Genomic DNA, 22,013 nt, shown 5'->3' on the forward strand with positions numbered 1-22,013 from the left:
GTGCGTGCATCCGTGGGCCAGAATCGCCGCGAATGCGCAAGAGATCGGTCCTCCTGACGGCCCTGGCGACCACGGCGGCGCTCGGGCTGGCCGCCGCCCTCGTGGCCGCGGCCGTCATTTTCGGCGGGCTCTACGACGTCGGCGCCACGCGCCAGCATTTCCAGGTCACGCACACGGTGCTCGAAACCGCGATGCGGCAATCGGTGCGCCTGCGCGCGCGCAACATCGCGGAGCCGCCGCTGTCCGACGAGCGCATGGCGCTGCGCGGGGCCGCCTGCTTCCGCGACAAGTGCGTGCAATGTCACGGGGCGCCGGGGGTGCCGCAGCACGACATCGGCCAGAGCATGCAGCCGCTGCCAGGGCCGCTGGTGGATGCGCGCAGCCATTGGCGGCCGCGCGAGCTGTACTGGGTGACACGCCACGGCATCAAGATGAGCGGCATGCCGGCCTGGGAGTACCGGCTGGAAGAGCAGGAGCTGTGGGACCTGGTGGCCTTCATGCAGCGCCTGCCGGACCTGGATGCGGGCCGGTACGCGGACTGGCTGCGGCGTGCGCCCGCGGCACCGTCGTGCGGGCGTGGCGCCGCGACCGCCATCGCTCCGGTGGCCGTGGTGGACGTGGAGCGTGGACGCGAAGCCCTGCACCAGTACGCGTGCAGTGCCTGCCACCGGATTCCGGGGGTGACGGGTTCCCAGGCGCAGGTCGGGCCGCCGCTGAAGGGGATCGCCGGGCGGCGGCTGATCGCGGGCACCTTGCCGAACACGCCGGAGAACATGGCGCTGTGGCTGCTGCAGACGCAGCAGCTCAAGCCGGGCACCGCCATGCCGCAGATGGGTGTCGCGCCGCAGGACGCGCGCGACATGGCGGCGTACCTGGCGACGCTGCGCTGACCTTCAGGTGATCGCGCGCGGCCGCGTGTCGAGCGCGGCGAGTTCCACCAGGCCGTCGAGCACCGCCTCGGCGGCGGCGAACAGGTACTGGTTGAGGTCCCGGTCCACGGTGGCGCATTCGTGCACCACGAGGTCGCGGTGGCGCACGGCGACCTCGAAGGCGGACCAGTGCTCCGCGCCGAAGTGCGCCGCGGGACGGCCGGCATCGCGCAGGCGCAGGACTTCCTCGACGAGTTCCGCGGGACCACTCACGCGGAACTGGCGGTGCCGCATCTCCGCCGTGCTGGCCGGCCGGCCGGAGGAATGCACCACCAGCGAACGCGCCAGCGCTTCGACCGCGGACACGACGGTCACCAGCCGCATCGAACCGGTCTCGCCGTGCGCCGACGCCAGCCGTTGCCGGATCATGCGCAGGCGCGCCGCCGGCGTGGCGAGCGCGCAGGCGCGCTGGAGTTCGTCGACGTGGTCGTGCAGGTCCGCATGCATGCTCGGCAGTTTAGGCCGCCGTGGTCGCGCCGATGGCGCAATTCAGCACGGTTTGGACGGATTGCGGCGCCGGCTGTCGCTGCGGAGCGTCAGGTGCCGGCGGCCAGCGCCTGCAGCACGTCGCCGATGGCGCCGGAGAGCGACCGCACCATGCCGTGCGCGTCGGTGGACGGCGCCGCGCGCAGCCGCGCTTCCGCATCCGCCGCCGCCGCCGACAGCGCCGACGCCCCCACGTTGGCCGCCATGCCCTTGATGGAATGCATCAGCCGGCACAGTTCCTCGCCAGCGGGCGGCGCGGTGTCCAGCTGCGCGCGGGCGCTTTCCAGGTTCTGGACGAACACCGGGAGCACCGAGCGCAGCAGGTCCTCGTCGCCGCCGAGCCGCTCCAGCGCGCCGGCGCGGTCGAACACGGGCAGCGCGTCCGGCGCCGGGGCCGCCGCCGGCGCGATGCCTTCCTCTTCGGCCGAGCCCGGGCGCACGTGCCGAAGGATGGTGCCGATCACCTGCTCGATCACGAAAGGCTTGGGCACGTGGTCGTTCATCCCCGCCGCCAGGCAGGCATCGCGGTCGGTGTCCATCGCGTTCGCGGTCATCGCGATGATGGGCAGGGCCTCCGCGTCGAAGGTCCGGCGCAGCTCGCGCGTGGCGGAGAGGCCGTCCAGCACCGGCATCTGCACGTCCATCAGGACGGCGTCGTACCAGGTGCCGGCCAGGCACGCCTGCACCGCGGCGCGGCCGTTGTCCACGATGTCGACACGCGCGCCGTGCCGCGCCAGCAGCTCCCTCGCGATCTGCTGGTTGACCAGGTTGTCTTCCGCCACCAGCAGGTGGATGCCCTGCAGCGACTGCGGCGACGGCGCCGTCTTTGCCGGGGCCGCCAGGGCGGGGCCGCCGGCCTGGTGCACCTGTTCCAGCGCCTTGCGCAGCATGCCCGCCGTCACCGGCTTCACCAGGAAGCCATCCAGCAGGGCGCGTTCGCCGGGCGCGCGTTCGTCCAGCATCTCGCGTCCCTGCGCCGTGACCATGATGACCAGGGGCGGCCGGGAGGGAAGCGGCAGCGCGCGGATCCGGTCGCAGGTCTGCCAGCCGTCCAGGCCCGGCATCATCCAGTCGACGAAGACCGCGTCGTAGCTGCGGCGCCGCGCGGCCGATTCGCGGATGCGTTCCACGGCGCTCTCGCCGTCGGCGGCGGTGTCGACCAGCCAGTGCGCGCCGCGGCACAGGGCCGCGAGCGTGTCGCGCGCGACGGCGTTGTCGTCGACGATCAGGACGCGCCGCTGGCGGGTGGACATGTCGTCCTCCTCGCGGGCGGCCGGCGCCTGCACCACCGGCAGCGTCACCGTGAACCAGAAGCGGCTGCCGACCCCCGGCGCGCTCGACACCTGCAGGCTGCTGCCCATGAGTTCGGTCAGCCGGCGGCAGATGCCGAGGCCCAGGCCGGTGCCGCCGAACTGGCGGGCCGTCTCCTCGGTGGCCTGCATGAAGTCGGAGAACAGGCGCTGCTGCTGCTCCGGCGACATGCCGATGCCGGTGTCCTCCACGCTGAACTCGATGCCTGCTTCGCTCTCGGTGCGGGACGCCAGCCGGGTGCGCACCACGACTTCGCCGTGCTCGGTGAACTTGACGGCGTTGCCGCCGAGGTTGATGAGGATCTGGCGCAGCCGCATGTCGTCGCCGAACAGGCCGTCCGGGACCAGCGGGTCGAGGTCGTACAGGACCTCGATCGCGCGGTCCTTCACGTTGCTGGAGAGGATCACCGACAGGTCGGCCAGCAGGCGCTCGAGCGAGAACGGGCGCCGGTCCAGCTGCATCTTGCCCGCTTCGATCTTGGAGAAATCCAGGATGTCGTTCAGCAGGCTCAGGAGGGCGCGTGCGGCGCCTTCCGCCTTGCCCGCGTAGTCGTCCTGCCGCGGCGTGAGTTCGGTGCCGCGCAGCAGCGTCAGCATGCCGAGCACCGCGTTCATCGGCGTGCGGATCTCGTGGCTCATGCTGGAGAGGAAGCGGCTCTTGGCGCCGCTGGCGAGCAGCGCCTCCTCCTTGGCCTTGACCAGCGCGGCTTCCTCGCGCTTGCGCGCGGTGATGTCGCGCGCGATGCCCAGGAGGCCGATGCACTGGCCGGTCTCGTCGCGCATGGCGACCTTCACCACTTCGGCGACGCGCAGTTCGCCGTCGGGCCCGAAATCCACTTCCTCGGACGTCACGGGGCCTTGCGCTTCGAGCGCGCGGACGTCGGCCGCGGCGTGGTGCCGGCCCCTTTCGGCGCCGAACACCTGCTCCGAGGTGCGGCCCAGCACCTCGGCTTCCGGCACCCCGTGGTAACGCTGGTGCGCCGGGTTGGTCAGCAGGTAGCGGCCTTCGACGTCCTTGACCCAGACCCGGTCCGGCAGGTTGCTCACCAGCGCCGCCAGTTGCGCCTGCTTGTGGGCCAGCGCCTCCTGCATCGCGGCGTGCGCCGTGATGTCGGTGAAGGTGCGCACGACGCCGCCGTCGGGCAGCGGCCGGGTGACCACGTCGAAGGTGCGGCCGTCCGCCGTCTTGCGCACGTAGGCCTGCGGCCCGCGCAGGGGCGCCAGGCGGTCGCCCAGCGCCACGAAGCCCCGGGCCGTCGCGTCGACGAGCTCGAAGTTGGGGCCGAAGTCGCCGCGCTCGGCCTGGAAGCGCACCACTTCGTCCATGGTCGGCTGGGTGGCCAGCAGCGCGCCGGGCAGCTGCAGGAGCTCCTGGAAGCGGCGGTTCCAGAACACGAGCCGGCCGGTCGGGTCGATCGCCGAGATGCCCTGGCTCATGCTGTCCAGGGTGATCTGCAGGGCACGCGATTTCTCCGCCAGGGCCCCTTCGGCCGCGACGTAGGCGGTGACGTCCGAGTACGTGCGCACGGCCCCGCCGTGCGGCAGTGCCTGGGTGGCGATCTCCAGCACCTTGCCCGCCCGGGTGCGGCGCAGGTAGGAATGCGTCGCGAAGATGTCGACGGCGGCTTCCGGCGCGTCGCCGGACCGGCCGGCCGGGTCGTCGGCGAGGAAATCGCCGCGTTCCTGCTGGAAGCGCACGAGGTCGAGGATGCGCGCGCCGCCGGCCAGCAGCTCCTGCGGCAGGTCCAGCAGGTCGAGCGCCTGCCGGTTGAACAGCAGGATGCGGCCGTCCGCGTCGTAGTGGATGATGCCGCGGCCGGCGTTGTCCAGGGTGAGCTGCAGCGCGTCCTCGAAGCGCTTGAGCGCCGAGATGTCGATCAGCGCGTGGAACACGGAGCCGTCGCTCGCCGGCCGCGCGATGACACGGCACCAGCGGTCCTGCGGCAGCGGCAGCTCGAACGGCGCGCCGGCATATCGGAGGCTCTCGTGCAGCGCGGCGGCGCCCTCCTTGCGGCGGCGGTGCGCCGGGTCGCGCGAGGCATCCCAGGCCGCCGCGTACGCGGCCTCGATGGTCGCACCCAGCAGCTGGCTGCGCTCCTGCGCGCCGAACAGTGCGCAGAAACTGGCGTTCACCCAGACGATGCGGCCGTCCCGCCCGCTGACCACCAGCGCTTCCGGCACGTACTCCAGCATCTGCGCGCCGAGGTCGGCGGTGAAGTCCGCCTGTCCCTCCGCCTGGGCCGGCAGCGCGTCCAGCGCCCGCCACACCTGGATGCGGCCGAAGCCGGGAAAGGGCAGGGACGCGGCCTTCAGGCGCAGGCCGTGGTGGTCGAATTCGAAGGGCTGCGATTGCGCCTGGTGGCGCGCGACGCCGGCGGCGATGTACTTGTCGATGTGCCGCGCCTCGCGGGCGTCCAGCCGGCTTTCGTAGAAGCGCCGCAGCTGGTCGGCGTAGTGCTCGCCCTGGCGGATGCGGCCGGCGTGCTCGGGGATCATCCGCACGAAGGTGCGGTTCCAGGCCACCACGCGGTCCTGCAGGTCGAACGCGCACAGGCCCACGTCGATGCCGTCAAGGACTTCGGCCTGCACCTGCAGGTGCGCGAGCCAGTCCGCCGGGCCGGAAAAGGAGGGGGTGGATGGGGCCGGGTTCACGGTCTTGGGCACTGCGAGCCGGCATGATGCCCGGAATCGGGCCGCGGCGGGCCCATGGCGGGCGGTGCGTGCGCGCAGAAGTTGCGGTGGCCGTGAAACAAAACGACATGAACCGCGACGGGCGCGAGATGCTCGCCCGGCGCGGTGCACGCACCATGCGGGCTCCGTCACACCTGGAGCGAAGCGATGCGACCCTGGATCAAGAGAACCCTGTTCGGCCTGTTCGGCGCCACGGTGGCCCTGGGCGGCCTCACGGCCTGCGGCCACCGCCACGGCCACGAACGCCTGTCCTCGATGAGCGTGGAAGACCAGGCGCAGCTGCGCCAGAAGGTGGTGGACCGCGTCGCGCGCCGCCTCGACCTGGACCCGGAACAGAAGCAGCGGCTGGACACGCTGGCCGTGCGCCTGAACGAACAGCGCCTGGCGCTGCGCGGCGCCGGCGACCCGCGGGCCGAAGTGCGGTCGCTGGTCGCGAGCGAGCGCTTCGACCGCCAGAAGGCGCAGGCGATGCTGGGCCAGAAGATGGCGGCCGTGCAGGCGGGCAGCCCGGAGGTGATCGCCGCTTTCGGCGACTTCTTCGACAGCCTGAACCCCTCCCAGCAGGCGCAGGTGCGCGACTTCCTGCAGCACCGGCACCATGGCTGGTGGCGCCGCGGCTGACCGGGCCACGGCGTGGCTGGCCTGCGCGGAGGCGCTGCGCCCGGTGACCCGCGAGCCCGCCACCGAACTGCTCACGCTGGTGTGGGGGCCGCGCTTCGACCGGGACCATGCGCTCGCGCTGCTGGCGCGCCTGCCCCGGCGCGACGGTGCGCTCGCCGGCGCCATGCAGGCACTGGCGGAGCACTTCGACAGCCTGGCGCCGCTCGACCAGCAGGCGCTGCGCCGGCACATCCTGCGCATGCATGACAATGCCGCATGCCGCGAATCCTGCTGATCGACGACGACGCGCAGCTGGGCGAACCGCTGGACGCGTACTGCCGCCGCTTCGGCTTCGAGGTGACGCAGGCCACCCGCCCCAGCGAGGGCCTCGCGCGGCTGCGCGCCGGCGGCTTCGACGCCGTCATCCTGGACGTGATGCTGCCGGAGCAGGACGGCTTCGCGGTGTGCCGCACGATCCGCGCCGAAAGCGACGTGCCGGTGGTGATGCTCACCGCGCGCGGCGAGGTGACAGACCGCGTGGTCGGGCTCGAACTCGGTGCCGACGACTACCTGCCCAAGCCCTTCGAGCCACGCGAGCTGGTCGCCCGCCTGGCGACGGTGCTGCGGCGTCCGCGCAGCGTGCCCGCCGACGCCAGGCTGCGCTTCGACGGGCTCGCCATCGACCCGGTGGCGCGCAGCGTCGAACGCGAGGGCACGCCGGTGGAACTCACGGGAACGGAGTTCGAACTGCTGCTGTTGCTGGCGCGCGAGCCTGGCCGGGTGTTCACGCGCGACGACATCCTCAACCGCCTCCGCGGCCACGACGCGGAGCTCTACACCCGCGCCGTCGACATCGTGGTGAGCCGGCTGCGCCGCAAGCTGGAGCCGCTGGCGGCGATCAAGACCCTGCGCAACGCGGGCTACGCGCTGTCGCTGCGGCCGCTCCCCCATGCGTGACCCCTGGCACCGGCGCGCCGGCCGCCGCCTGCGCCATTCGCTGAAGGCCCGGCTGGTCACCGTCTTCCTGGTCCTGGCCTTCGCCCTGAGCGGCGCGTTCATGTTCGGCATGCAGAACGCGCTGAGCATCGGCTGGCGGGATGCGGTGAAGCCATTGATGACGGACTACGTCGACCGGCTGGCGGCGGACATCGGTTCTCCCCCGTCGGTCGAACGGGCGCGCGCGCTCACGCAGCGCCTGCCGGTGACCGTGCGCATCGCCGGAGCGCAGGTGAACTGGGAAAGCCATGCGCGCGAAGATGTCGGCGGCGGTTGGCGGGGCCATGACCGCTGGGCCGGCGAGGAGGGGCTGCTGGTGCGTGCCACCGCCGACGGCCACCGCGTCGAGTTCGGCCTCGACGTGCGCCCGTGGCGCGACCGGCCGCGGACCTGGGGCTGGTTCACCCTGGCGGCGCTGCTGCTCTTCACGCTGCTCGCCTACAAGGTCGTGCGCCGCCTGCTGCGCCCGCTGGACGACATCCGCGCCGGCGCGCAGCGCTTCGGCCGCGGCGACTTCAGCCAGCCGATCCCGATCCGCCGCAGCGACGAGCTCGGCGACCTGTCCGGCGACGTGAACGCCATGGCCCGCAGCATCCACGAGATGCTGGAGGCCAAGAGGGCACTGCTGCTGGCGATCAGCCACGAACTGCGCAGCCCGATCACGCGCGCGCGCTTGCACGCCGAATTGCTGCCGGAAGAGGGCGGGGCCGCGGTGCGGCGCGAGGCCCTGCTGCGCGAGCTGCAGGAGATGACCGACCTGGTTGCCGAGTTGCTGGAGAGCGAGCGCCTCGGACGGGGCCACGCGGCGCTGCACCGCGAGGAGGTCGCATTGGCGGAACTGGTGCGCGAGGCGACCCGTGGCGCGGCGGTGGCCACCGAAGTCGAGCCCGGCCTGCCGGCGCTGCAGCTGGATCGCGCGCGCATCCGCCTGCTGCTGCGCAACCTGGTCGACAACGCGCTGCGGCATGGCGCCGGCACGCAGCCGCCGCGCGTGCGGGTCGCGCGTGACGACGGTGCCATCGTCCTGGCGGTGCGCGACTTCGGGCCGGGCGTGGAGGATGCCGCGCTGCGCCAGCTGGCCGAGCCGTTCTACCGTCCGGACGTGTCGCGCGAGCGGGCCACGGGCGGCGTCGGGCTCGGCTTGTACCTGTGCCGGCTCGTGGCGCAGGCGCACGGCGCGGCCTTCACCGTGCGGAATGCACAGCCGGGGCTGGAGGTGGAAGTGCGGTTTCCGGGGCGATGACCATGGGAAGAAATGAACAACCCTCCGACCTGGTGTCCCGTCTCGAGCGGCTGCGCCCCAAGCCGGAGGTGCCCAAGCCCTCGCGCAAGCTGAGGATCCTGCGGTGGTGCTGGCTGGCGACGTACTTTGGGTTCCTGTTCGGGACGCCGCTGCTTGCGGTGTGGCTGCAATGGCAGATCCATTTCGGCACGCGCACTGCCACGCAGTCGCTGGTGCTGGCGCTCCCGATCTGCGTCTTGGTGGTGGGTTCGCTCCTCTGGACCATGAAGAAGCTCGACATCCGGCCTGAAGGGGAGGGCACGCTGGCGTCATCCCGGGGTTGGAACCTTTACCTCCTCTGGGTCCTCGGCTTCGCGATGTCGTGGATGGCCGCCTACCTCATGCTCGTCGCCGTGGCGGTGCTCCAGAGCCCCGGCGAAAGCACCCGCTTCTACCGGGTGACGAGCGTGGGGGTATGCGGATGGGCGGAAGATTGCAGTTGCTACCTGAAGGCCGCCGTCCAGGGGCACCCGGCTCTCGACGGCGGCGTCTGCATCGAGGATGTCCACCCCGAGCCCCTCGTGGAGGACACCCTGGAGATCTCGGGACACTTCACGCCACGCGGCGTCTACATCACCGACATCTCGAACGCATCCCGGCGTTGACCCGGACCTACTGCGGTTCCCGCCGGAAGTCCGTTCGTCCCGGCCTTCCGGCGACATGCAGGGCGGACGCTGCAGGCGGCGCTTCCGCGACGAGCCTGCCCTTGCGCCACACCTTCAGCCGCGTCGCCCGCAAGCGGACGGCTTCCACCACGTCGCCCGCCTGCAGCAGCACGAAGCTGGCGTCGCAGCCGGCGTTCAGCCCGTAGTTTTCGAGATGCATGACGCGCGCAGCGTTCGCCGTCACGGCTTCGAAGCACGCATGGATGCCCTTTCGGCTGGTCATCTGGGCCACGTGCAGGCCCATGTGCGCCACTTCCAGCATGTCGCCCGAACCCATGCCGTACCACGGGTCCATCACGCAGTCGTGGCCGAAGGCGACGTTCACGCCGGCCGCCATCAGCTCTGGCACGCGCGTCATGCCACGCCGCTTCGGATAGGTGTCGTGCCGGCCCTGCAGGGTGATGTTGATGAGCGGGTTGGCGACCACGCTCACCCCGCTTTCCGCGATGAGCGGCAGCAGCTTGCTCACGTAGTAGTTGTCCATGCTGTGCATGGAGGTGCAGTGCGAGCCGTTGACGCGGCCCTGCAGTCCGAGCCGCTGCGTCTCTAAGGCGAGGGATTCGATGTGGCGCGACATCGGGTCGTCGGTCTCGTCGCAGTGCATGTCGACCAGCTTGCCGCGTTCCGCCGCGATCTCGCACAGCAGCTGCACGCTGGCGGCGCCTTCGCCCATGGTGCGTTCGAAGTGGGGGATGCCGCCGACCACGTCGACGCCCAGGTCCAGCGCGCGCGTCAGGTTCTCCACGCCGCCCTTCGTGCGCAGCACGCCGTCCTGCGGGAAGGCAACCAACTGCAGGTCGAGGTAGCCGGCGACGCGCTTCTTGACCTCCAGCATCGCTTCCACCGGCAGCAGGCTCGGGTCGCTGGTGTCCACGTGGCTGCGGATCGCCAGCAGGCCGCGCGCGACGGCCCAGTCGCAATAGGCGAGGGCGCGCGCGACCATGTCCTCGGCCTTCAGCAGCGGCTTGAGTTCGCCCCACAGCGCGATGCCTTCCAGCAGCGTGCCGCTTTCGTTCACGCGCGGCAGGCCGTAGCTGAGCGTCGCGTCCATGTGGAAATGCGGGTCGCAGAAATGCGGCGCGAGCAGCTGGCCGGCGGCGTCGACCGTTTCGCGCGCGGGCGCGGCGAGCTGCGGCGCGACGGCGGCGATGCGCCCGTCCTGCACGGCAACGGACAGGCCGGTGCGGCCGTCGGGCAGGGTGGCGTTCGTGATGAGGAGGTCGAGCATGGTGGAAGGATAGCGCCGGCCGAGGGCCATGACTTCCGGGGTCATGGACCCGCGGCGTGGCGGGGCGGAGAATCACCCCATCCCATCCACCCCAGGAGCTTGCAATGAACATGCCCGCCATCACCGCCCTCGTCGACCAGTGGCTTGCCGCCTATGCCGACGCCGACACCGCCCGCCGCACGGACGCGATCCGCGTGGCCTGGCACCCGCAGGGCCGGCTGGTCGACCCGCCGATGGAAGCCCGCGGCCACCAGGCCATCAACGACCAGGCCGCCACGCTGCTGGCGCAGTTCCCCGGCCACCGGTTCGAGCGCACCACCGAGGTCGACGCGCACCACCAGTTCCTGCGCTACGGATGGCGCCTGCTGGATGCCGCCGGCGCGGTGCGCCTCGAAGGGCTGGACGTCGCGGAGCTGGACGCGGACGGCCGGCTGCTGGGCGTGGTCGGCTTCTTCGGCCCGCTGCCCTCGCGCTGGTGAACGGTCAGCGTTCGCCCTTGCGATAGGGCTTCATCAGCGCCTGCGGATAGGCGGCCCGGCGCGCCACCAGCACCAGCGCCAGGATCGACAGCGCGTACGGCAGCATCAGGTACAGCTGGTAGGGCAGGACCGCCGCGCCGGACTGCTGCAGCCGCAGCTGCAGGGCGTCGAAGAACGCGAAGAGCAGGGCGCCGGCGAGCGCCTTGCCCGGCCGCCAGGAGGCGAACACCACCAGCGCCACGCAGATCCAGCCGCGGCCGTTGACCATGTTGAAGAAGAAGGCGTCGAAGGCCGACAGCGTGAGGAAGGCGCCGGCCACCCCCATCAGCGCAGAGCCGGCGACGATGGCGAGGCTGCGGGTGGCGAGTACCGGGATGCCCTGGCTCTCGGCGGCCTGCGGGTTCTCGCCCACCATGCGCACGGCCAGGCCGGCGGGCGTGCGGTACAGGAACCAGGCCAGCGCGGGCACCAGCAGCAGCGCCAGCAGCGTCAACGGTGTCTGCGCCGACAGGATCGGGACGCCCAGTCCTTCCATGGGCGCGAACGGCTTCACCGTCGGCGGCGTGCTGACCTTCGGGAAGCTCACGCGGTAGGCGTAGTAGCTCAGTGACGTCGCCAGCAGCGTGATGCCGAGGCCGGAGACGTGCTGGGAGAGCGCGAGGCCGACGGTGAGCCACGCGTGCAGCGCGCCGAACACCATCCCGGTGCACGCCGCCACCGCGACCCCGCCCCATAAGGGTAGGCCGAGGTAGACGGCCAGCCAGCCGCTGAAGGCACCGGCCACCATGATGCCCTCGATGCCCAGGTTCAGCACCCCCGCGCGCTCGCACAGCAGCACGCCGAGCGTGCCGAACACCAGCGGGGTCGCGATGCGCAGCACCGCGATCCAGAGCGACTGGGTGCCCAGCAGGTCGAGGAGTTCGCTCACGTGCGGCGCACCCGGTATTGCGCCAGCAGGCCCGCCACCAGCACGGCGATCAGCGAGGCGGACACGATGACGTCGGCGATGTAGGTCGGCACGCCCACGACGCGGCTCATGCTGTCGGCGCCCACCAGCATGCCGGCGACGAACACCGCCGCGCCCGCGATCCCCAGCGGGTGCAGCCCGGCCAGCATCGCGATCACGATGCCGCTGTAGCCGTAGCCCGGCGACATGTCGAGCGTGACGTAGGAGGTGCGCCCCGCGACCTCGATGCCGCCGGCCAGGCCCGCCAGTCCGCCCGACAGCAGCGCGACCCACACGATGGTGCGCACCGGGCGCACGCCCGCGAACGCCGCCGCGCGCGGGTTGGCGCCAAGCGCGCGCACGTCGAAGCCGAACACGGTGAAGCGCAGCAGCACCCAGCAGGCGACGGCGAGTGCGATGGCGCCCAGCAGCCCGGTGTGCAGCCGCGTGCCTTCGAGCAGGCGCGAAAGCTCCAGCTCGCCCTGCAGTGCCACGCTCTGCGGCCACCCCATGGCGGTCGGGTCCTTCATGGCCCCGTCGAGCAGGGCGGAGACGCCCAGCAGCACGATGAAGTTCAGGAGCAGCGTGGTCACGACCTCGTCGACGCCAAGCTTCGCCTTCAGCAGGGCCGGCCCGAGCAGCAGGAGCGCGCCGGCCACCGCAGCGGCGACGAACATGAGGGCGGCGAGCACCGGCAGCGGCCAGGCGAGGCCGTCTCCGCCATGCATGCCGCCGACGGCCACGGCGGCCAGCGCACCGGCATAGAGCTGCCCTTCGGCGCCGATGTTGTAGAGGCGGGCGCGGAAAGCCACGGCCGCGGCCAGCCCGGTCAGGATCAGCGGCACCGCACGGGTCAGCGTCTCGCTCCAGGCGAACAGCGAACCGAAGCCCCCGCGCACGATCGCGGCCCAGGTCGGACCGACGGGGGCGCCCGCCCAGAGCACCAGCAGCGAGCTCACGGCGAGCGTGAAGGCAACGGCGCCGAGCGGCGCGAGGGCCAGCGCCACGGGCGACACGGCGGTGCGGCGCTCCAGCCTCATGCGTTCGCGGCTCCTGCCATGGCCAGCCCGATGGCCTCGCGGCTCCAGGCGCCTGCCGGCCGCGCGTCCGTGAGGACACCTGCATGCATCACCGCGACGCGGTCGCCCAGCGCCAGCACCTCGTCGAGGTCGTCGGAGATGAGCAGAACGGCGGCGCCGGCATCGCGCGCGGCCAGCAACTGCTTCTGGACGTAGGCCACGGCCCCGACGTCCAGGCCCCAGGTGGGCTGGTGCGCGACGATCAGGCGCGGTGTGCCGCCGTCCGGCGCCAGCAGCGCACGGCCGAGAATCAGCTTCTGCATGTTGCCACCGGACAGCGACCGCGCCGGTGCGTCGAGCCCGGCACCGCGCACGTCGAAGGCGGATGCGATGGCGCGGGCGTGCGCCCGCGCCGCCGCTCGGCGGACCCAGGGTCCGCGGCGGAACGCCGGCGTGCGCAGGCGCTCGGACACCGCGTTCTCCCACACCGGCAGGTCGCCGATGACGCCGGTGCCGTGCCGGTCTTCCGGGATGCGCGCGACGCCGTCCGCCGGCAGCTCCATGTGGCCCGCGTCGGCCTGGCGCAGGCCGCACAGCAGGTCCGCCAGCGTGCGCTGACCGTTGCCCGAGACACCGGCGATCGCCGTGATCTCACCCGCGCGCAGCGCCAGCGACACGCCGCGCAGCCGCTCGCGGCCGCTGCCGGCCTGCACTTCGCGCAACTCGCAGACGACGGCGCCGGCCGCCGTGGCGCGGCTCGCCTGGGGCAAGGTGATGTCCTGGCCGACCATCCACCGCGCCAGCTCGGTCGTCGTGGTGCGGCCCGCCTCGGCCCGGGCCACCACCCGGCCGCCGCGCAGGACCATGACGCGTTGCGCCACGCGCAGCACTTCGTCCAGCTTGTGGCTGATGAAGATCACGGACAGGCCCTGCGCCACCATGCCCTGCAGCGTGGCGAACAGCGCCTCGCTCTCCTGGGGCGTCAGCACCGCCGTCGGTTCGTCGAGGATCAGCACGCGGGCACCGCGGTACAGCGCCTTGAGGATCTCGACCCGCTGGCGGGCGCCGACGGACAGGTCGGCCACGCGCGCCTCGGGATCGACGGGGAGGCCGAAGCGCTGTTCGACCTCCAGCAGCTTCGCGCGGGCCGCGGCACGGCGGCTGAAGGGTTGCCACAACGGCTCGGTCCCCAGCACCACGTTGTCCAGCACGGTGAGGTTGTCGGCCAGCGTGAAGTGCTGGTGCACCATGCCGATGCCCGCGGCCAGCGCGGCGCGCGGCTGCGCCGGCGGCAGGACGCGCCCATCGACCTCGATGCGGCCGGCGTCGGCGGCGTAGTGGCCGAACAGGATGGACACCAGCGTGGACTTGCCCGCGCCGTTCTCGCCGAGCAGGGCCAGCACCTCGCCGGCGCCGAGCTCCAGCGAGATGCCGTCGTTGGCGAGCAGGGGACCGAAGCGCTTGGTGATCCCCTCCATCCGCAGCACCGGGGCTGCGGCGCTCACTTGGCCGTGGACTTCGGCTGGCTGTCGTCCACCTTCACGGTGAACTTGCCGGCCAGGATCTCCTGCTCGCGCGCCTTCACCTTGGCCACCAGGTCGGCCGGGACCTTCTTCTCGAAGGTGCCCAGCGGCGCCAGCTCGGAGCCCTTGAACTTCATCATCGAGTACTGGCCGTAGTCCTCGTGCTTGAACTTGCCGTCCTTCACGGCCTTGAGCGCGCGGTCGATCGTGGGCTCCATGTTCCACAGCGCGGACGCGAACACCGTGTCCGGATACTTGTCCTGCGTGTTGATCACGTTGCCCACGGCGAGCTTGCCGCGCTCCTTGGCGGCATCGGAGACGCCGAAGCGCTCCGCGTACAGCACGTCGGCACCGCGGTCCACCATGGCGAAGGCGGCTTCCTTGGCCTTGGGCGGGTCGAACCAGCTGTTGATGAAGGTGACGGTGAATTCCACCTTGGGGTTCACTTCCTTCGCCCCGGCCATGAAGGCGTGCATCAGGCGGTTGACCTCGGGGATGGGGAAGCCGCCCACCATGCCGATCTTGTTCGACTTCGTCATGCCGCCGGCCAGCATGCCGGTCAGGTAGGCGGGTTCCTGGATGTAGTTGTCGAAGACGCTGAAGTTGGGCGCCTGCGGCTTGCCCGAGGAGCCCATGAGGAAGGCGACCTTGGGGAAGTCCTTCGCCACCTTGCGCGCGGCGGCCTCGACGGCGAAGGACTCGCCGACGATCAGCTGGTTGCCGGCCGTGGCGTACTCGCGCATCACGCGCTCGTAGTCGGCGTTGGCGACGTTCTCGCTGGCCTTGTACTCGATCTCGCCGCGCGCCTGCGCCGCGTTGAGCGCCTTGTGGATGCGGCTCACCCACTGCTGCTCGAAGGGCACGGTGTAGATGGCGGCCACCTTCAGCTTCGCCTGCGCGAAGGAGAAAGTGGGGGCTGCGGCCAGGGCGGCGGCGAGCGCGATCAGGTGGCGGCGGTTCGGGCGCATGCGTTCATCTCCTCGGGGTCGTTGGGATCACGGGTCCTTGCAAGCGTCGTGCCAGTGGGCCGACGCTATTTCGTTCCGAACATCCGGTCGCCGGCGTCGCCCAGGCCCGGCAGGATGTAGCCGTGCTCGTTCAGCTGCCGGTCGATGGCGGCGGTGTAGATCGGCACGTCAGGGTGGGCCTTCTGCAGCGCGGCGATGCCTTCCGGGCAGGTGAGCAGGCAGACGAACTTGATCGTCTTGGGGTTCAGTTCCTTCAGGCGTTCCACCGCGGCGATGGCGGAGTTGCCGGTCGCCAGCATGGGGTCGACCACGATCACGTCGCGCTCCTCCATGTTCTGCGGCATCTTGAAGTAGTACTCCACGGCCATCAGCGTCTTGGGGTCGCGGTACAGGCCGATGTGGCCGACGCGGGCACCGGGGACGACGCTCAGCATGCCGTCCAGGATGCCGGTGCCGGCGCGCAGGATGGAGACGAACACCAGCTTCTTGCCGTCGATGACCTTCACGCGGGTCTTCTCCAGCGGGGTTTCCATCTCCACTTCCTGCATCGGCACGTCGCGCGTGACCTCGTAGGCCATCAGCATCGACAGCTCGTTGAGCAGGCGCCGGAAGGTGTTGGTGCTCGATTCCTTCTTCCGCATCAGCGACAGCTTGTGCTGCACCAGCGGGTGGTCGATCAGGTGGACGTTGGGGCCTTGCATGGCTGCGTTCTCTTTCTTTCTCTTTCTCTCAAAACACGGTGCCGTCGCTGGCGACCTTCAGGGGCGGCAGGCCGCCGCGCTCCTTCTGCGCCAGGGCACGGCCGGCGGCCCAGGTGCCGCCTTCCAGCACGCTGGCGAGCGGCAGCCGGTCGGCGTCCAGGTGCAGCAACTTGCGCACCCGCACGGCCAGTTCGTCCAGCAGCGAGACGGTCAGTGCCCGCCATTCGACGATGAGCTCGTCGCCCGGGTGCCAGGTCTGCTGCACGGCCCCCGGGTCGCGCAGGCGCAGCACGCCGGTGTCCAGCAGCAGGCCGCCGTTGCGGTATTCGGGCAGGGCGGTCAGCTGGTCGATCCCGCGCAGGCCGACGCCGCCCCAGGCGAAGGGTTCCAGCAGCGAATAGGTCAGCCACTGAGACAGCTTGTGGAAGGGCACCCAGCCGTCGGTGAGGCCCTCGCCGCGCACCGCGGAGTGCCGCCAGCAGTCGCCCAGCGGTACGCCGTCGATGGCGTTGGCGGCCGGCCAGATCCCGTTGCAGGCCAGCAGCACCTGCGACAGGATGTCGTGCGCGGCCACGTCGGACGTGGGCGGCGACTCGGGCGCCGGCGCGACGATCAGGTCGAAGAGGCCGGCCGGGCGCGCGACCTGCTGGCCGAAGATCTCGGGCTGCTCCTGCATCACTTCGCCCAGCCGTCGCAGGAGCACGGCGCGGCCCTCGAGTCCCACCATCGGGTTGGCGGCGCTCACCTGGAAGGCAGCCGCGAGGCGGTCGGTGACCAGGGCGCGCAGGCCTTGCGCGTCCGCCTGCAGCGGGTGGTCCTTGTCGCTGGAGAACATGCCGCTGGTGAAGGCGTGGAAGCTGGCGACGGCCAGGCCTTCCGACCGCGTGAACGTCTGGCCGCTCGCCGGTTCGACGTACTTCCAGTCCGGGCCGGCGCCGGCGTCGAGCAGCACGCTGACGAAGGCGAGGTCCACCATCGCACGGGCGCGCACCGCCTTCGGAACGTTGCCGAGCAGGCGGTCGAGGTCGGCGCGGCGGTCGACGCCGCCCGCTTCGAAATGGCGCCAGCGGCTGTGGAAGGGCACGTGCAGCTTCGGGTAGCGCTGGCGGGTCGCCTCCGCGGTCGCGCGGGCGGCATCATCGAGCGCGCCGTCGTTCACCTCGTACCAGGCCGACTGGCCGGCACGGGCGCGCGCCAGCAGCTGGCCGCAACGCTCGCGCACGGCGCCGGTGGTGCGCAGCAGGCGGGCAGCCTCCTCGGCCTCGAGGTTCCCGCCGACGAAATGCGCGTCCTGGCGGTCGCGGCTCACAGCGTCCGCCCCTTGGTCTGCTTCAGGGCCTCGGCGTCCGGCACCACGCCGGGCGTGAAGTAGCCGGCCGCCTTCTTGGCGTCCATCTCCACCCGCGCGTCGGCGGGGATCAGGTCTTCCGGGATGTCCACGCGCACGCCGACCTCGATGCCGGAGCCGGTGATCGCGTCGTACTTCATGTTGCTCATAGAGACCAGGCGGTGGATCTTCTTCACGCCCAGCCAGTGCAGCACGTCCGGCATCAGTTCCTGGAAGCGCATGTCCTGCACGCCGGCCACGCACTCGGTACGGGCGAAGTACTGGTCGGCGGTGTCGCCGCCGACCTGGCGCTTGCGCGCGTTGTAGACGAGGAACTTGGTGACCTCGCCGAGCGCCCGGCCTTCCTTGCGCGAGTAGGAGACCAGCCCCACGCCGCCGCGCTGGGCACCCTGGATGCATTCTTCGATGGCATGCGTGAGGTAGGGGCGGCAGGTGCAGATGTCGGAGCCGAACACGTCGGAGCCGTTGCACTCGTCGTGCACGCGGGCCGTGAGCTCGACCTCCGGGTTGGCGAGGTCGTGCGGGTTGCCGAAGATGTAGACGGTCTGGCCGCCGATGGGGGGCAGGAACACTTCGAGGTCGCTGCGCGTGACGAGCTCGGGGTACATGCCGCCGGTTTCCTCGAACAGCACCCGGCGCAGGTCGGATTCGGAGCAGCCGAAGCGCTTCGCCACGCCCGGCAGCCACCACACCGGCTCGATCGCCGCCTTGGTCACGCAGGCCGCGCCGCCTTCCAGCAGGATGTTGCCGTCGGCCTTCAGGCGGCCCTTCTGGATGGCCTCGATCACCTCGGGCAGGATGACGTGCGCCTTGGTCACGGCGATGGTCGGGCGGATGTCGTAGCCCGCGGCCAGTTCGGCGGCGAACACTTCCGAGACCGTCGCGCCCCAGGGATCGAGGCTGACGATCTTGCCGGGCTCCGACCACTGCGGATACGGACCGATCGTGTCCGTCGGCGAGGTGTTGGTGAGGTCGGCCCGGTGCTCGCGGCTCAGGGCACCGGCGGCCACCGCCAGTGCCCGGTACACGCTGTACGACCCACTGTGCGTGCCGATCACGTTGCGGTGCGCGCGTTTGGTGGTCGTCCCCACGATCGGGCCGCGTTCGACGGGCGTCGCCGCGCCCCACTGGATCGGCAGGGCGCCGTGGCCGCCGGCGTGGGAGGTCAGGCGGATGTGGCGCGGGGCAGGGGTCTCGGGAGTCGCCATGGGATTGCTCGTGGGCCAAAGACCCACTCTAGCAAAGACGGTGCCGCGGCGACGGATTACCGGCGCCGGCTGCCGCCCAGGAGGCTGCCCAGCACGCCCCGGGCGATCTCGCGACCGACCGAACTTCCCACCGTCCGGATGGCCGACTTGGCAAAGCTTTCCACCAGGCCTTCGCGCTTGCCGCCGCGCGGCCCGGTGGAGCCGAACAGCACGTCGCCGAGCCCGCCCATGAGGCCGCCTTCGGCCGGCTTCGCGCCCGGGTTCGCGGAAGCCGCGGTGCCCGCGGGTGCCGCCGCCGCTCGCGCCTTGAGGATCTCGTACGCCGACTCGCGGTCCTCGGTCTTCTCGTACACGCCTGCCACGACCGACCCGGCCAGCAGCGCCTTGCGCTGCTCCGGCGTGATCGGCCCGATCTGGCTGCCCGGCGGCAGCACGTACAGCCGCTCGGTCAGGCTGGGCCGGCCCTTGGCATCCAGGAAGCTCACCAGCGCCTCGCCCACGGCCAGTTCCGTGATGGCCGCGGCGATGTCGAGGCCGGGCTTGGGCCGCATCGTCTCCGCCGTGGCCTTCACGGCCTTCTGGTCGCGCGGGGTGAAGGCGCGCAGCGCGTGCTGCACGCGGTTGCCCAGCTGGGCCAGCACGGAGTCGGGGATGTCCAGCGGGTTCTGCGTCACGAAGTACACGCCGACGCCCTTGGAGCGCACCAGCCGCACGACGAGCTCGATGCGCTCGACCAGCACCTTGGGCGCCTCGTCGAACAGCAGGTGCGCCTCGTCGAAGAAGAACACCAGCTTCGGCTTGTCGGGGTCGCCCACCTCGGGCAGCAGCTCGAACAGCTCCGACAGCATCCACAGCAGGAAGGTGGCGTACAGCCGCGGGGAGTTCAGCAGCTTGTCCGCGGCCAGGATGTTCACGACGCCGTGGCCGTGGCCATCGGTCTGCATGAAGTCCTCGATGTTCAGCATCGGCTCGCCGAAGAACCTGTCGCCGCCCTGCGACTCGATCTGCAGCAGCCCGCGCTGGATGGCCCCCACGCTGGCGGCGCTGATGTTGCCGAATTCCGTCGTGAACTGCTTCGCGTTCTCGCCCACGTACTGCAGCATGGCGCGCAGGTCCTTCAAGTCCAGCAGCAGCAGGCCGTTGGCGTCGGCGATGCGGAAGACGATCTGCAGCACCCCCGCCTGCGTGTCGTTGAGGTTCAGCATGCGCGACAGCAGCAGCGGGCCCATGTCGCTCACCGTCGCCCGCACCGGGTGGCCTTGCTCACCGAACACGTCCCACAGGGTGGTCGGGCAGGCAAAAGGCTCCGGCGCGGCCAGGCCGCGCTCCTTCAGCACGTCCGCCAGCTTGCCGGAGACGCTGCCTTTCTGGCTGATGCCGGTGAGGTCGCCCTTGATGTCGGCCAGGAAGACCGGCACCCCCAGCCGGCTGAAGCTTTCGGCCAGCCGCTGCAGGGTGACGGTCTTGCCCGTGCCCGTCGCGCCGGTGACCAGCCCATGGCGATTCGCCAGACCCGGCAGCAAATGGGCTTCGGTGGCACCGTTCTGGGCGATCAGCATCGGTTCGGGCATGGCGTGAAAAGTAGAATGGGGTCAGCAATAGGTTAACGCAGAAGAGCAAGGAAGCATCCGTGGCCGGTCACAGCAAATGGGCGAACATCCAGCACCGCAAGGGGCGCCAGGACGAAAAGCGGGGCAAGGTCTGGACGCGGGTGATCCGTGAAATCATGGTCGCGGCCCGCCAGGGCGGCGGCGACCTCTCGGCCAACCCGCGCCTGCGCCTCGCGGTGGACAAGGCCAAGGCGGCCAACATGCCCGCCGACACGATCAAGCGCAACATCGACAAGGCCACGGGCAACCTCGAGGGCGTCAACTACGAGGAAATCCGTTACGAGGGTTACGGCATCGGCGGCGCGGCGATCATCGTCGACACCATGACCGACAACCGGGTGCGCACGGTGGCGGAGGTCCGGCACGTCTTCAGCAAGTACGGCGGCAACATGGGCACCGAGGGTTCGGTGGCCTTCCAGTTCCGCCATTGCGGCCAGCTGATCCTCGCCCCGGGGACGAGCGAGGAGGCGGTGATGGAAGTCGCGCTGGAGGCGGGCGCCGAGGACATCGTGACCGACGAGGACGGCGCCGTCGAGGTGCTGACGGGCCCGGGCCAGTTCGAGGCCGTGAAGAACGCGCTGGAAGCGGCCGGCCTGAAGCCGGAGGTCGCCGAAGTCACCTGGCGTGCCGAGAACACCATCCCGCTGGCCGGCGACGACGCCGCACGCATGCAGAAGATCATCGACATGCTCGAAGACCTCGACGACGTCCAGGCGGTCTTCCACAACGCGGAAATCTCCGAGTGAAGGTCCTCGTCATCGGCGGCGGCGGCCGCGAACACGCGCTGGCCTGGAAGCTGGCGCAATCGCCCAAGGTGCAGGCCGTCTACGTGGCGCCGGGCAACGGCGGCACCGCGCTCGATCCGCGGCTGGAGAACGTGCCCATTACCGACCTGCGCGAACTGCGCCAGTGGGCCGAGCTCGAGAAGATCGCCCTGACGGTTGTTGGCCCCGAGGCGCCGCTGGCGGCCGGCGTGGTGGACGAGTTCCGCGCGCACGGCTTGCGCATCTTCGGCCCGACGCAAGCGGCGGCGCAGTTGGAAAGCTCCAAGGCTTTTTCCAAGGCCTTCATGGTGCGGCACCAGATCCCGACGGCGGAGTACGAGAGCTTCACCGACGCTGCCCTGGCGCACGCGTACGTCGACCGCAAGGGTGCGCCGATCGTGGTCAAAGCGGATGGGCTGGCGGCCGGCAAGGGGGTCGTCGTGGCGATGACCGCCGCCGAAGCGCACGAAGCGATCGACTTCATGCTGCTGGACAACAAGCTGGGCGTGGCGCACAACGCCGGCGGCGCCCGCGTGGTGATCGAGGAGTTCCTGCAGGGCGAGGAAGCCAGCTTCATCGTGCTGTGCGACGGCCGGAACGTGACGGCGCTGGCCACCAGCCAGGACCACAAGCGCCTGCAGGACGGCGACCAGGGCCCGAACACCGGTGGCATGGGCGCGTATTCGCCGGCGCCGGTGGTGACGCCGGCCGTTCATGCCCGCGCGATGCGCGAGATCATCCTGCCGACCATCCGCGGGATGGAAAAGGACGGCATCCCCTATACGGGCTTCCTCTACGCCGGACTGATGATCGACGCCAAGGGCCAGTGCAAGACGCTGGAGTTCAACTGCCGCATGGGCGACCCCGAGACGCAGCCGATCATGATGCGGCTGAAGTCCGACCTGTTCGACGTGATGATGGCCGCCACCTCCGGTGGCCTGGACCAGGTCGAACTGGAATGGGACCGCCGCGTGGCGCTCGGGGTGGTGATGGCGGCCGGCGGCTACCCGCTGGACCCGCGCAAGGGCGACGTCGTCCAGGGCCTGCCGCGCGACACCGACGATGCGGTCGTGTTCCACGCCGGCACCGTGGCGAAGGACGGCCAGACGGTCACCTCCGGCGGCCGCGTGCTGTGCGTCACCGCGCTGGCCGACACCGTGAAGCAGGCCCAGGTGCGCGCCTACGAGACGCTGCGCGGCATCCGCTTCGAGGGCGCGCAGTACCGCCGCGACATCGGCCACCGCGCTGTCAAATGAACGA

Annotated in this window: 20 protein-coding genes; 9 read left to right on the forward strand and 11 right to left on the reverse strand. The window is 71.0% G+C overall.

Features of this window, described 5'->3' with window-relative positions; translation table 11 throughout:
- Nucleotides 1-32 precede the first annotated feature (32 nt).
- Nucleotides 33-890: a c-type cytochrome gene (locus IM787_RS11345; protein WP_193676771.1), complete on the forward strand. Its 858-nt coding sequence runs from the start codon at nt 33-35 to the stop codon at nt 888-890.
- Nucleotides 891-893: 3 nt separating this feature from the next.
- Here the strand turns inward: IM787_RS11345 and IM787_RS11350 are convergent, their stop codons facing one another.
- A complete protein-coding gene (locus tag IM787_RS11350; RefSeq protein WP_193676772.1) occupies nt 894-1,376 on the reverse strand; it encodes a hypothetical protein in 483 nt (160 codons plus the stop codon).
- Between the two features lie 89 nt (nt 1,377-1,465).
- Nucleotides 1,466-5,389: a PAS-domain containing protein gene (locus tag IM787_RS11355; RefSeq protein ID WP_193676773.1), complete on the reverse strand. Its 3,924-nt coding sequence runs from the start codon at nt 5,387-5,389 to the stop codon at nt 1,466-1,468.
- A 174-nt stretch (nt 5,390-5,563) separates the two neighbouring features.
- Between IM787_RS11355 and IM787_RS11360 the strand changes: the two genes are divergently transcribed.
- Genes IM787_RS11360 through IM787_RS11380 form a run of 5 tightly spaced genes read left to right on the forward strand, consistent with a single transcriptional unit; the run spans nt 5,564 to nt 8,899 of the window.
- A complete protein-coding gene (locus tag IM787_RS11360) occupies nt 5,564-6,037 on the forward strand; it encodes a Spy/CpxP family protein refolding chaperone (protein ID WP_193676774.1) in 474 nt (157 codons plus the stop codon).
- Nucleotides 6,015-6,311 (forward strand): hypothetical protein, encoded by a 297-nt coding sequence (locus IM787_RS11365; RefSeq protein ID WP_193676775.1) that lies wholly within the window; start codon nt 6,015-6,017, stop codon nt 6,309-6,311. Before IM787_RS11360 ends, IM787_RS11365 begins: the two co-directional genes overlap by 23 nt.
- Nucleotides 6,293-6,973, forward strand: a complete 681-nt coding sequence (locus IM787_RS11370) for a response regulator transcription factor (RefSeq protein WP_193676776.1) — start codon at nt 6,293-6,295, stop codon at nt 6,971-6,973. The genes IM787_RS11365 and IM787_RS11370 overlap by 19 nt, the downstream gene beginning before the upstream one ends.
- The gene (locus IM787_RS11375; protein ID WP_193676777.1) at nt 6,966-8,255 is read left to right on the forward strand and encodes a sensor histidine kinase; all 1,290 of its coding nucleotides are present in this window, start codon (nt 6,966-6,968) and stop codon (nt 8,253-8,255) included. Before IM787_RS11370 ends, IM787_RS11375 begins: the two co-directional genes overlap by 8 nt.
- A 2-nt stretch (nt 8,256-8,257) precedes the next feature.
- The gene (locus tag IM787_RS11380; RefSeq protein WP_193676778.1) at nt 8,258-8,899 is read left to right on the forward strand and encodes a hypothetical protein; all 642 of its coding nucleotides are present in this window, start codon (nt 8,258-8,260) and stop codon (nt 8,897-8,899) included.
- Nucleotides 8,900-8,906: 7 nt separating this feature from the next.
- Here the strand turns inward: IM787_RS11380 and IM787_RS11385 are convergent, their stop codons facing one another.
- Nucleotides 8,907-10,187, reverse strand: coding sequence for an amidohydrolase family protein (locus IM787_RS11385; protein ID WP_193676779.1), 1,281 nt, complete (start codon nt 10,185-10,187; stop codon nt 8,907-8,909).
- Nucleotides 10,188-10,291: 104 nt separating this feature from the next.
- On the opposite strand from IM787_RS11385, the gene IM787_RS11390 reads away from it, so the two are divergent.
- Nucleotides 10,292-10,666, forward strand: coding sequence for a nuclear transport factor 2 family protein (locus IM787_RS11390; RefSeq protein WP_193676780.1), 375 nt, complete (start codon nt 10,292-10,294; stop codon nt 10,664-10,666).
- Nucleotides 10,667-10,670: 4 nt separating this feature from the next.
- On the opposite strand, the gene IM787_RS11395 is transcribed toward IM787_RS11390, so the two are convergent.
- From IM787_RS11395 to IM787_RS11430, 8 genes are all read right to left on the reverse strand, one after another.
- Entirely contained in the window at nt 10,671-11,594 is a 924-nt protein-coding gene (locus IM787_RS11395; RefSeq protein WP_193676781.1) for an ABC transporter permease, read from the reverse strand.
- The gene (locus IM787_RS11400) at nt 11,591-12,652 is read right to left on the reverse strand and encodes an ABC transporter permease (protein ID WP_193676782.1); all 1,062 of its coding nucleotides are present in this window, start codon (nt 12,650-12,652) and stop codon (nt 11,591-11,593) included. The genes IM787_RS11395 and IM787_RS11400 overlap by 4 nt, the downstream gene beginning before the upstream one ends.
- A complete protein-coding gene (locus IM787_RS11405) occupies nt 12,649-14,109 on the reverse strand; it encodes an ABC transporter ATP-binding protein (protein WP_193677113.1) in 1,461 nt (486 codons plus the stop codon). The genes IM787_RS11400 and IM787_RS11405 overlap by 4 nt, the downstream gene beginning before the upstream one ends.
- Nucleotides 14,110-14,132: 23 nt before the next feature.
- Nucleotides 14,133-15,122 (reverse strand): BMP family protein, encoded by a 990-nt coding sequence (locus IM787_RS11410; RefSeq protein WP_193676783.1) that lies wholly within the window; start codon nt 15,120-15,122, stop codon nt 14,133-14,135.
- A gap of 65 nt (nt 15,123-15,187) precedes the next feature.
- On the reverse strand, nt 15,188-15,823 hold the full coding sequence (gene upp / locus IM787_RS11415; protein WP_193676784.1) for a uracil phosphoribosyltransferase: 636 nt from the start codon (nt 15,821-15,823) through the stop codon (nt 15,188-15,190).
- A gap of 28 nt (nt 15,824-15,851) precedes the next feature.
- Nucleotides 15,852-17,132, reverse strand: a complete 1,281-nt coding sequence (locus IM787_RS11420; RefSeq protein WP_193676785.1) for a URC4/urg3 family protein — start codon at nt 17,130-17,132, stop codon at nt 15,852-15,854.
- On the reverse strand, nt 17,129-18,379 hold the full coding sequence (locus IM787_RS11425) for a GTP cyclohydrolase II (RefSeq protein ID WP_193676786.1): 1,251 nt from the start codon (nt 18,377-18,379) through the stop codon (nt 17,129-17,131). The genes IM787_RS11420 and IM787_RS11425 overlap by 4 nt, the downstream gene beginning before the upstream one ends.
- A gap of 56 nt (nt 18,380-18,435) precedes the next feature.
- Nucleotides 18,436-19,950 carry a helicase HerA-like domain-containing protein gene (locus tag IM787_RS11430; RefSeq protein ID WP_193676787.1) on the reverse strand — a complete coding sequence of 505 codons (1,515 nt, stop codon included), beginning with the start codon at nt 19,948-19,950 and terminating at the stop codon, nt 18,436-18,438.
- 59 nt (nt 19,951-20,009) lie between these two features.
- On the opposite strand from IM787_RS11430, the gene IM787_RS11435 reads away from it, so the two are divergent.
- A complete protein-coding gene (locus IM787_RS11435) occupies nt 20,010-20,735 on the forward strand; it encodes a YebC/PmpR family DNA-binding transcriptional regulator (RefSeq protein ID WP_193676788.1) in 726 nt (241 codons plus the stop codon).
- A complete protein-coding gene (purD, locus tag IM787_RS11440; RefSeq protein WP_193676789.1) occupies nt 20,732-22,009 on the forward strand; it encodes a phosphoribosylamine--glycine ligase in 1,278 nt (425 codons plus the stop codon). The genes IM787_RS11435 and purD overlap by 4 nt, the downstream gene beginning before the upstream one ends.
- The last annotated feature ends 4 nt before the right edge of the window (nt 22,010-22,013 follow it).

The sequence above is a fragment of the Ramlibacter pallidus genome, from assembly GCF_015070875.1.
GTDB classification, from domain to species: Bacteria; Pseudomonadota; Gammaproteobacteria; order Burkholderiales; family Burkholderiaceae_C; genus Ramlibacter; species Ramlibacter pallidus.